The organism is Halalkalibacter akibai JCM 9157 (assembly GCF_000513135.1).
Classification (GTDB): domain Bacteria; phylum Bacillota; class Bacilli; order Bacillales; family Bacillaceae_D; genus Halalkalibacter; species Halalkalibacter akibai.
Window position 1 is genome coordinate 1 of sequence record NZ_BAUV01000021.1, and the last position, 13,034, is coordinate 13,034.

At 38.8% G+C, this 13,034-nt stretch carries 8 protein-coding genes and 2 pseudogenes; 6 read left to right on the forward strand and 4 right to left on the reverse strand.

The genetic code is table 11. From position 1 onward, the window contains the following. The first annotated feature begins 511 nt into the window (after positions 1 to 511). From JCM9157_RS12395 to JCM9157_RS12410, 4 genes and pseudogenes are all read left to right on the forward strand, one after another. A pseudogene (locus tag JCM9157_RS12395) lies at positions 512 to 1,683 on the forward strand (pyridoxal phosphate-dependent aminotransferase). Positions 1,684 to 1,767: 84 nt separating this feature from the next. Next, positions 1,768 to 2,664, forward strand: coding sequence for a manganese catalase family protein (locus JCM9157_RS12400; protein ID WP_035665112.1), 897 nt, complete (start codon positions 1,768 to 1,770; stop codon positions 2,662 to 2,664). A 435-nt stretch (positions 2,665 to 3,099) separates the two neighbouring features. Then, a complete protein-coding gene (locus JCM9157_RS12405) occupies positions 3,100 to 3,714 on the forward strand; it encodes a fumarylacetoacetate hydrolase family protein (RefSeq protein WP_035665113.1) in 615 nt (204 codons plus the stop codon). 28 nt (positions 3,715 to 3,742) lie between these two features. Next, entirely contained in the window at positions 3,743 to 4,504 is a 762-nt protein-coding gene (locus JCM9157_RS12410) for a glycerophosphodiester phosphodiesterase (protein WP_035665115.1), read from the forward strand. Between the two features lie 83 nt (positions 4,505 to 4,587). On the opposite strand, the gene JCM9157_RS12415 is transcribed toward JCM9157_RS12410, so the two are convergent. The 4 genes and pseudogenes from JCM9157_RS12415 to JCM9157_RS12430 form a co-directional block, all read right to left on the reverse strand. Continuing rightward, entirely contained in the window at positions 4,588 to 7,032 is a 2,445-nt protein-coding gene (locus tag JCM9157_RS12415) for a glycogen/starch/alpha-glucan phosphorylase (RefSeq protein WP_035665117.1), read from the reverse strand. After that, positions 6,968 to 8,464, reverse strand: coding sequence for a glycogen synthase GlgA (glgA, locus tag JCM9157_RS12420; RefSeq protein WP_052013119.1), 1,497 nt, complete (start codon positions 8,462 to 8,464; stop codon positions 6,968 to 6,970). The genes JCM9157_RS12415 and glgA overlap by 65 nt, the downstream gene beginning before the upstream one ends. 25 nt (positions 8,465 to 8,489) lie before the next feature. After that, on the reverse strand, positions 8,490 to 9,596 hold the full coding sequence (glgD, locus tag JCM9157_RS12425) for a glucose-1-phosphate adenylyltransferase subunit GlgD (RefSeq protein ID WP_035665119.1): 1,107 nt from the start codon (positions 9,594 to 9,596) through the stop codon (positions 8,490 to 8,492). Between the two features lie 23 nt (positions 9,597 to 9,619). Continuing rightward, positions 9,620 to 10,773 (reverse strand): annotated as a pseudogene (locus tag JCM9157_RS12430) (glucose-1-phosphate adenylyltransferase). 918 nt (positions 10,774 to 11,691) lie between these two features. On the opposite strand from JCM9157_RS12430, the gene JCM9157_RS12435 reads away from it, so the two are divergent. Together JCM9157_RS12435 and JCM9157_RS12440 are read left to right on the forward strand one after the other, a co-directional pair. Continuing rightward, a complete protein-coding gene (locus JCM9157_RS12435) occupies positions 11,692 to 12,393 on the forward strand; it encodes a DUF2225 domain-containing protein (RefSeq protein ID WP_035665121.1) in 702 nt (233 codons plus the stop codon). A gap of 98 nt (positions 12,394 to 12,491) precedes the next feature. Further along, positions 12,492 to 12,968, forward strand: coding sequence for a chemotaxis protein CheX (locus JCM9157_RS12440; protein ID WP_035665122.1), 477 nt, complete (start codon positions 12,492 to 12,494; stop codon positions 12,966 to 12,968). Positions 12,969 to 13,034 lie beyond the last annotated feature (66 nt).

Here is a 13,034-nt window from a genome sequence, read left to right on the forward strand (position 1 = left end):
GCTTCGCACTGTGGGGTCTCACCTTTGCTTTTCATCCCGCAGGAGTCTACGTGTATTTCATCCGCTAAGTGACTTCGATAACGACGTTAGTTATCTCCCAGCCTTTTTCAACCATAGTGTAATGGAGCGGAAGGCACTTGACTCCTGCGGGAAGAGAGGGAAGGGCAAGACCACACAGACGACGTCGTGGGGGCTTGGCAACACCCCTCGGAGGAGGAGCCTTTTTAGCAGGTTCAAGGAAGCAGCAATGGATCCACACGTTGCGTGCCTGCTATGAGAAACCCACTCATAGCAAGCTTAAGAGCATGCAACGGCTCCTCTCATTGCTTAGAGACCACAAAAAAAGGGGAAAAACACACCTTTTTTTGTGGCCTTGGAAGCAAGTGCCTGCAGCGCAATGGAACGAAGCCAGAAAGGGAAACAAAGTATACAAACAAATAAGACTTGAGTCCATTTTAATTACCTAAAAGTGGCTCTTTTTTCGACACATAGAAAAGGTGGCATTATTATTATGAAAACATTCAGTCAATCAGAGGCGTTACAACGTTTACCAGAACAATTTTTCTCGAAACTCGTAAACAAAGTGATAAAAGTAAATCAGAAACATGATGATGTGATTAATTTAGGTCAAGGAAATCCTGACCAACCTACTCCGCAAGGAATTGTTGAGAAACTTAAAGAAGCTGCAGATAATCCGACATATCACAAATATTCTCCTTTCACTGGCTATGCTTCTTAAAGGAAGCTGTTTCGACTTATTATCAAAGGGAGTTTGGAGTCGAAGTAGATCCGAATAGTGAGATAGCCGTATTAGCTGGTACCAAAACGGGGCTCGTCGAAATAAGTCAATGTTTTTTAAATGCAGGAGATGTTGCTTTAGTTCCTGATCCTGGCTACCCAGATTATTGGTCAGGCATTGCATTAGCTGGAGCAAAAATGCACGGAATGCCACTTCGAAAAGAGTTAGGATTTCACCCCGATTACTCAGAAATTGATGAAAAGACTTGGAAAGCAGCGAAGTTAATGTTTTTAAATTATCCTAATAATCCTACCGGAGCTGTTGCAACAAAGGAACTTTTTGAACAAACGATTCAATTAGCAGATGAACATGATGTATGTGTGATTCATGATTTTGCTTATGGAGCGATTGGGTTTGATGGAGAGAAACCATTAAGCTTTTTACAAGTAGAAGGGGCCAAAAATGTTGGGGGAGAGATGATTACCCTTTCCAAAACCTACAATATGGCAGGATGGAGAGTGGGCTTTGTTGTTGGAAATCCAAGTGTCATCCAAGCAATCGAATTAATACAAGACCATTACTATTGTTCTATTTTTGGTGGTATACAAGAAGCGGCAGCTCACGCTTTATTATCCGATCAAACAAGCGTTAAAGAGCTGGTTAGCCTTTATGAAGGAAGAAGAAAGGCTCTTGTTGCTGCCGCTCAAGATAATGGTTGGAAGGTTGAAGCTCCAAAAGGATCTTTTTTTGCGTGGTTTCCTGTTCCACAAGGACTTAGCTCTGAACAATTCGCCGACCTGTTATTAGAAAAGGCTAGGGTCGTTGTCGCTCCAGGAATTGGGTTTGGCGAACATGGTGAAGGGTATGTACGAATTGCATTATTAAGTGATGAAAAAACGTTAGAAGAAGCGATGAAACGAATTGGAGAGCTTCACCTATTTTAAGAAGTTAATATTGTGTCATAGGACAATCGTCTTTTCTCATATGAACATAAAGAAGCAAATATTGTTCGAATGGAGGGAAGGCGAATGATCATACGCCTCGATAAGTTGCTTATTGACCTGCCTAAGCCTGAGCATCCAGATGCCAATGCAGCTGCTGCAGTTCAAGAGCTACTTGGTGGTAAATTTGGTGAAATGTCGACACTTAATAATTACATGTACCAATCTTTTAATTTCAGAAGTAAGAAGAAGTTGAAGCCTTTCTATGATCTGATTGCTAGTATTACCGCAGAAGAATTTGGTCATGTTGAACTTGTTGCCAATACGATTAACCATATGATTGAGGGAACGACTTTTCCAGGCGATCCGGATATCACACCGATGCAAAATGCCAAGGATAAAAGGGTAACAAGACATTTTATCGAAACGGCTCAAGCGTCTTATCCGATGGACTCAATGGGAGCTCCGTGGAGAGGAGATAATGTTTTTAATAGTGGGAATCTGATATTGGATTTATTGCATAACTTCTTCCTTGAGTGCGGAGCGAGAACACATAAGATGAGAGTTTATGAAATGACCGATAATCCAGTAGCGAGAGAAATGATTGGCTATCTCCTTGTTCGTGGGGGAGTTCATGTTGTTGCTTATGCGAAAGCATTAGAAGTAGCAACAGGTGTTGATATGACGAAGATGGTTCCGATTCCTAACTTAGAGAATAAAGCATTTGATTATGCTCGCAAATTTGAAGATCAAGGAATCCATCGTAAACTGTATACGTTTAGTCCAACTGACTATCAAGATATTGACAAGATCTGGAAAGGAACACACCCATCTGACGGAAAGCCAGTAGAAGTGATACGAGGTGCACCAGAGGGAGCGCCAATGCCAGATTACCCTGAAATCCCAGAAGAATTCGCCCCAGGAATTTCTTATGAAGATTATTTAGAAATCGCAAAAAGATTACAGCGCAACGCCGGAATTTAGATAGGGTTACTCAAAGCCTATTTTTAAGATTAAAACATAGAAAAATTAGAGCGTCACAGCTCTATAAATTAAGGATGTCTTAAAAGGGCCAGTAAAAACCTTTAAGGCATTCTTTTTTTACTAGATGTAATGATTATTGCTTTGTAATTTTTTTAACCTCTTAGTGTAGTGGAGCGGAAGTCACTCGACTCCTGCGGGATTAAGAGGTAGGGTCAAGACCCCACAGGCGCAGCCGAGGAGGCTTGACACCTCCCCGCGGAAAGCGAGTGACTGGAGCGAAACGAAACGAACCGAATACGGCACTTTTCTCTCTTTTTTTCAAAGTACAAACTATACGAAAACGACAATATTAATAATAAGTACTTTTAAACAATAATCGCTATTTAGTACAATAGAAAAGAACAAAGAGAACGGTTAAAAAACCATAAAGAGGTGATGAAATTGAATATATATTGTATAGGACGAAACTATGTCAATCATGCCAAGGAATTAGGAAACGAAGTACCAAAAGAACCTCTATTATTTTCAAAACCAAGTCACGCCTTAGTAGAAACAAAAGGGCAAAACATAGCACTACCTCAACAACTAGGAGATATTCATCATGAAATAGAGATTGTTTTAAGAATAAATAAAGATGTGAAATCAGGCGACCGTCTTGAAGACGTAGTGAGTCAAATGGCACTTGGTTTAGATTTAACCCTACGAGATGTGCAATCAAAGTTAAAAACAAAGGGGCATCCATGGCTGAGAGCAAAGGGATTTAAAAACTCAGCCATCATTACTCCATTCTGGAATATCAGCAAAAAAGAAGATTTAAGTGAGTTTGATTTTTCTTTGTTCAAAAACGGTCAAGTTGTTCAAAAAGGGAATAGTCAAGCAATGATTTTTGATTTTCAAAGAATCATTGATGAATGTGAGCAATTTTTTGGCTTAGGAGAAGGAGATCTCCTTTTTACTGGAACTCCTGAAGGGGTAGGACCTATAGTTTCAGGCGATGTCTGTCAATTATTTTGGGGAGAGATAGAGAAAGGCTCTTTTACAGTTGAATAGAAGGTTACATAGAGAAGGGGAGAGATGAATGGTGGTAACACAAATTTTGGCACACCGTGGTTTTTCTAGTCAATACCCTGAAAATACAATGGCAGCTTTTCAAGCTGCGATTGATATCGGAGCAGATGGAATTGAATTTGATGTCCAACTTACCAAAGATCATGTGGCTGTCGTCATCCACGACTTGACATTGGAGAGAACTACGACAGGGACTGGTTTTGTACGGCAACATACTGCTAGCGAATTAAAGGAATTAAGTGCAGGTGCTTGGTTTAGTGAGAAGTTTAAGGAAGAAAACATTCCAACTCTAGAAGAAGTATTAATTTGGGCCAAAAACCATAAACAGTCTTTTACGTTGAATGTTGAGGTGAAAGGTAGGGTAGAGGACAGGGACTTGGCTCTTAAGACGATTTTACCGCTTATCAGAAACTATAAAATGGAAGATAGAATTATTGTATCTTCTTTTGATCATAAAACGGTCTGTCGTTTTAACGAACAAGCCCCTTTTATAGAGACAGCTGTAATTGTCATGGCGGCTTTATATAAGCCAGAAGATTACCTAAGGCAAATGAACGTTTTAGGCTATCATTTTTCTTTTGTTAGTTTATTAGAGGAAGAAATTCAATCCCTATTAAAAAAGGGGTTTCGACTTAGACCTTACACGGTTAACGATGAAAAAGGGATGAAACGGTTTATTGAATTGGGCTGTGATGCGATCTTTACTGATGAAGTTCAAAAGGCTTTGGAGATTCGAGATAAGTGCTTAAAGGAAGTTCGAAGAGAACAATAAAAGGGTTGAATTTATTGCTGGATCATTAATAAAGGCTATCTTAGAAGGTCAACTAGTTCCCTCTTAGATAGCCTCTTTTTTGTTTAATTAATAATCAAATTACCTATTTTCGTTGGCTTAATGTTCCAAATATCATTAGCGTATTCTTGTATCGTTCGATCACTAGAGAACTTTCCAGATCTCGCGATATTAATGATGCTTTTATTTACCCAGTCTGTTTGATTTTGATAAGTTTGCTGAACATCATTTTGAATTTTAATATACTCATCAAAATCTCTCAAGACGAAGTACTCATCGTTATTATATAAAAGAGAATAGAATATATCTTTGAATTCTACATCGTCTCCAGAAAAGTGTTGATTCACTAATAAATCCATGACGTTGCGAAGTCTCCGGTCATTATTGTAATAATCTCGGGCACGGTAGTCACCGCTTCGCTGATAGTTAAAAACTTCATCAGATGTTAAGCCAAACGTAAAAATATTTTCTTTGCCGACTAATTCTGCAATTTCTACATTCGCACCATCTTGAGTACCAATCGTAAGAGCTCCGTTCATCATTAACTTCATATTTCCTGTGCCAGAGGCTTCTTTACTAGCTGTTGAGATTTGTTCACTTAAATCAGCTGCCGGTATGATTCGTTCAGCAAGCGTAACGGAATAGTTTTCTAGAAACAGCACTTTAATCTTAGAGCTAATTTGCGGATGCTTATTGATTTTCTCTGCAACTGCATTTATTAATTTAATGACTTGTTTTGCAAACGAATAGCTAGGTGCTGCCTTTGCGCCAAAGATAAACGTACGTGGCGTTAAATCAAGATTAGGGTCTTCGAGACAGCGATTATAAAGGTGAATAATATGAAATAAATTTAAAAGCTGTCGTTTATAACCGTGTAGTCGCTTAATCTGAACATCAACAATCGACTGATCATCTATCGTAATTTGATACTGCTCTTTGATGAGAGCAGCTAGCTTCAGTTTGTTATCATGTTTTACTTTTGCAATAGCTTCTTGAAAGCTTGAGTCTGAGGCAAAAGAGATAAGGTCTGTTAGCTTTTCAGGAGAGTGAATCCACTCTTTTCCAATTGCTTCTGTGATCACATTCGCTAACTCAGGATTGGCATTTAATAACCATCTTCTATGGGTGATTCCATTGGTCTTGTTATTGAAACGCTCTGGAAATACAGTATAAAAAGGTTTCATCACGCGATTCTGTAGGATACTTGTATGTAATTTCGCAACCCCATTTATACTGAAGCTTCCGACCATAGCAAGGTGTGACATATGAACTTGTTCGTAGGAGATAATTGCCATCTCTGCGATTTTATCTCTTAACTCAGGATAATCATACCAAAGCATTTTACAAAAACGTTCGTTGATTTCATGAATAATTAAATAGAGTCTAGGAAAAAGGGTTTTAATCATTTCTTCTGGCCATTTTTCTAGAGCTTCACTTAATGTTGTATGATTTGTATAAGCAACGGTTTTCTCAGTAATCGTCCAGGCTTCATCCCAACCTAGTTTTTCCTCATCAATTAATAGTCGCATTAATTCTGGTACGACTAAGCTAGGGTGAGTGTCGTTAATCTGAATGACGACATGATCAGATAATTGACTAAGTGGTTTATTTCTTTTTTTATAGCGCTGAAGGATGCTTTGAAGTCCGGCAGAAACTAAGAAATATTGTTGTTTTAATCGTAATATTTTACCTTCATAGTAGGAATCATCCGGATATAGAAATTCCGAGATTTTTTCAATCGACCGTTTATAATCAAGATAGTGATAATAATCATGTCCACGACTCGAATGAAAGTGAAAAGAATTCGTGGTCGATTCAGCACTCCAAAGGCGAAGCGTATTCACTGTATTGTTGTCATAACCTACAATCGGTACATCATATGGAACGGCAAGAACACGTTCGTAATCATGATGAGAAAATTGTAAGTGTCCATTTTCCACTTTGGATTCAACCGTGCCACCAAACCGGACTTCAATTGCCTTGTCATCACGTTTCGTTTCCCACATATATTCATCTTTCAACCAATTGTCTGGTAACTCTACTTGATAACCATTAACAACCTTTTGTTGAAAAAGGCCGTATTTGTATCTGATACCCATGCCGTGACCTGGTAGTTGAAGAGAGGCAAGAGAATCTAGGAAACAAGCTGCAAGCCGTCCGAGACCTCCGTTACCGAGCCCAGCATCATGCTCTTCTCTAAACACTTCTTCTGGATTGAAGCCTAACGATTTCAATGTGTCGTGATAAAGATCAAGCATGCCCATATTTAATAGGTTAGACTCTACTAAACGACCTAACAAGAATTCCATAGAAAAGTAGTAAACTTGCTTACTTTCGTTTTCATCGTAGGTTTGTTGAGTCATTTGCCAATTTGCGTGAATGGAATCTTTCATTGTGAGACAAATTGACTGAAACAATTCTTTTGTCGTAGCATCTTCAATATTTTTACCGAATGACGAGGTGAGCTTCTCTTTTAGAATTTGGCTCAGTTGATCTACTGTCAATGACATAAGGATCCTCCTTATTTGTTGGGTTCAGTAGCTTCATATAGATGTTTTCATACTGTGCCGCCGAATGTTCCCAGTTCAATTTGCTTTTGTATACATTTTTTAGAATCTGATTCCAATGCCTTGGTTGATGATAGAGATGGATGGCGTAGCGAATTGTATTTAGAAAGTCATCTGCATTATAATTCGTGAATGAAAAGCCATTTCCTTCTCCAGTATATTCATTATAAGGAACAATCGTATCTTTTAGACCACCTGTTTCTCTTACAATTGGAACACTCTCATAACGAAGAGCGATTAATTGACTTAACCCGCAAGGCTCAAACCTAGATGGCATCAGGAAAAAGTCAGAAGAAGCGTATAATCTTCGAGCAAGTCCTTCTTGGAACACATTCATAAACCGGCATGAATTAGGATAGCGGTTTGCAATTTCCTGAAAATGTTCTTCAAAGCGTGTTTCCCCGGTTCCCATTATCACAACTTGAACGGATTCAGTTGTGAGTAATTCATCAAGAATATGAACGAGAAGAGGCAGACCTTTTTCCTCGACTAATCGACTAATTAAGACAAACATAGGAATTTCCTTTGAAACGGTCAGGTCAAACTCTTGTTGCATGATGCGTTTGTTTTCTTTTTTTCTTGCAAAGTGTTTCTTATAAGGAACAGACACATAAAGATCGGTAGCTGGGTTATAAACGTCTTCATCAATACCATTTACAATGCCAGTTAAGCTAGTATTCCTAGCATGTAGAAATGCTTCTAAGCCTTCACCAAAATAGGGATCCATAATCTCTTGCGCATAAGATGGACTTACAGTTGTGACCCAGTCAGCATGAATCAGAGCAGCCTTCATAAAGTTAATAGCTCCTTCATACTCCAATCCGCCCAAATGAATACGATCTAAGTGTAACAATTCATCAAAAACAGAGAGTGGGAAAATCCCCTGGTATTTTAAATTATGAATCGTAAAAACAGTTTTCGCCTTTGTGTTCACGACACCCGCTTTTGTGTAAAGAGGAATTAAGGCAGTTGGCCAATCATGGCAATGGATGAAGTCAGGATCGACTTCAAGAACATCCAAGGCTTTAAAGAAAGCATGTGTGAAATAGGTGTAGCGCTCCGCATCGTCCATTTCTCCGTACATTTGAAGTCGGTCAAAGTAATATTGATTATCGATAAAATAATAGGTGACTCCTTCAGCCTCGTACTTAAAAAGACCGCAATATTGCTCGCGCCACTTCACGTGAACGGTAAATGAAGTGATAAACTCAAGTTTTGAAGCGATTTCCGAAGGGAGACAACGGTGTTTCGGTATAAAAACTTTTAAATGGTGATCCTTTTTAGTTAATGCCTTCGGAAGGGAGGCGACCACATCAGCTAATCCTCCTGTTTTAAAGAAAGGTGCACATTCAGAAGCAACCATCACTATGTTCATAAGCAATACTCCTTTACGTTTATAATTACATTACTTTTCTTTTAGCGAAAACATAAGGATTTTCGGGAGCACCAATGAAAGTCCGATTGGGTGAAATGACAATGTCCTTATCGAGGATGACATTTTCAAGCACGGTCCCTTCTTGAATCTCACATCGTTGCATGATGATGGAATTGCGGACAACAGCATTCTTGTGAACATGGACACCTCTAAATAAAATGCTGTTTTCAACCTGGCCCTCAATTACGCATCCATTAGCAAAGATTGAATTTCTAGGCTGAGCAGTTTTCGTATATTTTGTTGGTGGCTCATCTTTAGGTTTAGTGAAGATCGGCTTTCTCGTTAAAAACAGCTGTGTGTAAACATCTATATCAAGTAAGGATAGACTATGTTTATAGTAACTTTCGATCGAGTTCACAACAGCAAGATAGCCATTATATTCATAAGGTCTAACAGTAAGGCGATCAAGGTTCGCAATAATTCCATCATGTAGTAAATTTTCTTTTTTTCTAGCAATACAGTAATCAACCAATTCTAATAGAAGAGTTTTCTTGATGATAAACATATCCATAAATACGTTTTTATTATGACTATCGGTGGTAATATTAGTCACTTTCCCGTCGGCGCTAATTTCTAATTTCTTCTCGGTCATATGCTCGTGCTCAAGCGAGGGAACAGGTTGGTAAATCGCAGTCACATCTGCCCCTGTTTTAAGGTGTTCATGAAACACTTTCTCGTAATTAATGTTGCAAATATGATGTGTACCCGTAATTAGAACGTAATCAGCTAAACTGCGATCAAAGAAATCTCTGTTGTTATGGAAGTGTTGGAGATCTCCTCTGGATAAATCAGTCGGATCATTCCAATCAGGAGGAAGGATGAAAAGTCCACCTCTTTTACGATCCAAGTCCCATGGTTTCCCGTTGCCTAAATGATCCATAAGAGAGCGGTATTTTTTTCTTGTGAATACGGATATTTCGAATATTTGCGAGTTAACCATGTTGGAGAGGACAAAGTCTATTAAGCGATAACGACTCCCAAACGGAACCGCCGCCCCGCAACGAAAATACGTAAGTTCCTTTAATAAATCCTGTTCATTATCTAAATGTACAACACCCATTAATTTTTCCATTCTTTTCTTCCTCTCTAGTGTGGTTATCTAGAATTAGTAGTAGCGTGATTTTCAATCTTTGTTCCTTTATCTATTACTAAAATTTCATCAGTAGGTGAGGAGATTTCGGTATAGTCAGGAATCGTTACACCTTCAGCAACAATGACTTTTTTTAATTTTACATGATGACCAATTTTGACATGAGGCATGATGACAGATTGCTCAATCTCACTGTGACAGCCAACGCCTACTTGATGAAAAAGAATGGACTGAGTGATCGTTCCGTAAATTAAACATCCTTCGTTAATAAGTGAATCTGTAATGATCGCATGTGGTGAAATAAATTGAGGTGATTGGCAAGCATTAACTGAATAAATTCGCCAATTATACTCATGAAGGTTTAAAGAAGGTTTGGTAGCGAGTAAATCCATATTGGCTTCCCAATAACTTTGAACAGTTCCAACATCTTTCCAATATCCAGAAAAAGGATAAGCAAACAGTTTTCTTTGATCTTGCAACATAGTTGGAATTATGTCTTTTCCAAAATCGTGACTAGACTGCAATTCAGCATCCTCATTTAGATATTTTTTTAAGACGGACCAGTTAAAGATATATATTCCCATAGAAGCAAGATTACTGCTTGGATTAGTCGGTTTCTCCTCAAAATCGGTAATATGTCCACTATCGGTGGCATTCATGATGCCAAATCGACTAGCTTCATCCCATGGAACTTCAATGACGGAAATCGTTGCATCAGCTCCGCGTTCTTTATGGTAATCAAGCATTAAACTGTAATCCATTTTATAAATATGATCTCCTGATAAAATAAGAACATATTCTGGATCATACTGTTCAATGAAGTATCTATTCTGATAAATGGCATCAGCTGTACCTAAATACCAAGAACCACCACGTTTTTCAACAAAAGGTGGGAGGCAAGTTAATCCGCCGCTGTGTCGGTCAAGATCCCAAGGTGTCCCAATGCCTAAATGCGCATTTAAGGCGAGTGCTCATATTGTGTCAAAACCCCTACTGTTTCAATTCCAGAATTAATGCAATTACTTAGTGGGAAATCAATGATTCGATATTTACCACCAAAATAAACAGCAGGCTTAGCTAGTTTCCTTGTTAAGTCTCCTAGTCGTTTTCCTTCTCCTCCTGCAAGTAACATAGCGACACATTCTTTACCTCTATTCATATATACAGCCCCTGTCTATAGGATAAAATGGATAAAGGGACACCTTAACGGACTAAACAGTCTATAAAACGTAATCCCTCTTTTGTGGTCACCCCACTAAGATATTAATGTTTATGCTTGAATAGGGGCTGAACATTCCTAACAAATGAAACAAAGAGGGAATATATTTTTTTAAAAAATCATAGACCGTTTCGGATAGTTTGATGACATTAATCTATCTTCTGGCTCCGTTTCATTGCGCTGCGGGCACTTGCTTTCCGCGGGGAGAAAGGCAAGACCCCTACGACTTCGTCTGTGTGGTCTTGCCTTTTCCTCTTTTCCCGCAGGAGTCAAGTGCCCTCCGCTTCATTCCACTTTAGTTGTAAGCGGATATTAGTAGTTAAGATTTTTGATAAGAAAAAGGCTGTTTTTGATAAACGTTGCATTAGAACGTTGAAGAGAAGGAAAATTCTATCTTTCCTCTCATTAAAGCGGACGGGATGGGGGGCCGACTCCTGCAGGAGGGAAGGGCAAGTGGAAATCCACTGGCGCAATCGGTTAGTTCCACGCCCGCCTGCGGAAAGCGTGTCCCCCATCCCGGTAGCGGGTTCGAAGCGACTTTCCAAGGCCACTCTTTTTATATAACAACTAGCCTGTCGACCGTCTCGCTCCGAGAGACTTGGTGGACAGGCTAGTCTTTTATGAAATTAACCTTGTCACTTTACGAAAAAATAAGTACTTTTTAAGTGGCATTGCAGTACACAGCCGAGGAGATGTGACACCTCCTCGCGGAAAACGAGTGACTGGAGCGGAATGGAACGAACATGTGGATATAGATAAACCCAATCGTAAATCCTCTAATCTTAAAAATAAACACTAGTCAAAACAAGTACTTTTAGACTATTATTAAGGTATAACTTTTAAACTAGGGTGAGAGACATGGAAAATAATATTGCTCCCTTGTATGATAAAAAAGTCCTTTGTTTTTATTGTGGTCATTCGTTTCAATCTAAAAGAGTGCGATCAAGGTTTATTCGAGTTCAGAAGGTAGAAAGCGATTTTTGTAAGATTTATAAAGATGGTTCGTTTAATCCGACTTTGTATGAAGCTGATGTTTGTCCTTCATGTGGATTTACGTCTACCGAGGCGTTTAGTTCAACCTTCCCTATAGGTACAAAGGAAGAAATTGCAAAACACTTCTCAAGTTGGCAAACCCAAGAGTTTGGTAAAGAGAGAACGGTTGCTGAAGCGATCAAAGCGATGAAATTAGCGTTTCTGTCGGCAACTTTGAAAAAAGAGAATCCAGTTGTTATTGGCGGAATCTGTCTACGATTAGCATGGATTTATCGTTCAATCCATAAACAAGATGATGAAAAACGGTTCCTTAAAGCAGCTCTAACTCATTACAAAGTTTCATATGAACAAGGCGATTATCAAGATACGCAAATGAGTGAATTACATTTGTTATATTTATTAGGTGAACTTGCACGAAGAATCGAGAGAACAGATGAGGCTAGTAAGTATTTCACCAAGATTATTCAACATAAAGAACGTTCAACTAATGAAAAAATAGTTGAGATGGCCAGAGAACAGTGGTATGAAATCCGTAACAATTCAGAAAAGGGAATTCCTGCAAAATAACAAAAACTGCACACATTCGAAAAAAGCTGTGATAAACTATAGAAAATGTTACAAAAATCGACACGGTTCTACTGTGGTTGAGCCTTGGAGGAAATGAAGTGAATGTAAACCATATTAATGCGATTTGTCGTGCAACGAAAGAAATTTTAACAACTCATTTTGGTCTTCAAGTTTCACCGCTTGCTCCGAGCGCTGGTACTGGAACGATTCCGTCTAATGATATTGCTGTTATTTTAGGTATTAAAGGTCAATTGAAAGGTCAAATTGTTTGTACGTTTTCAACTGATACAGCGAAAAAGCTGGTAGGTGTGATGATGGGTGGCATGCAGATTGATCAACTTGATGATATGGGTTGGAGTGCCGTTCAAGAATTTGGGAATTGGGTTGCTGGAACGACTGCTACTGAGTTATCAAAAGAGTCTTGTATCATTGATGTTACAACTCCGATGATTAATGAAGGTGAGTCTAAGTTTCATTCAAGTAATCCTTTTGTAACGGTTCCGCTAGATACCCCTATTGGCAAACTTAACGTCCATATCGCTGTGAAAGAAGAACCTAGTTCTCCAACCACCTAATCTAGGTGGTTTTTTCATGTGTTCTTATCAGATTTAGTAGTCGTTAGTTGGGCAAATCTGTGTTCA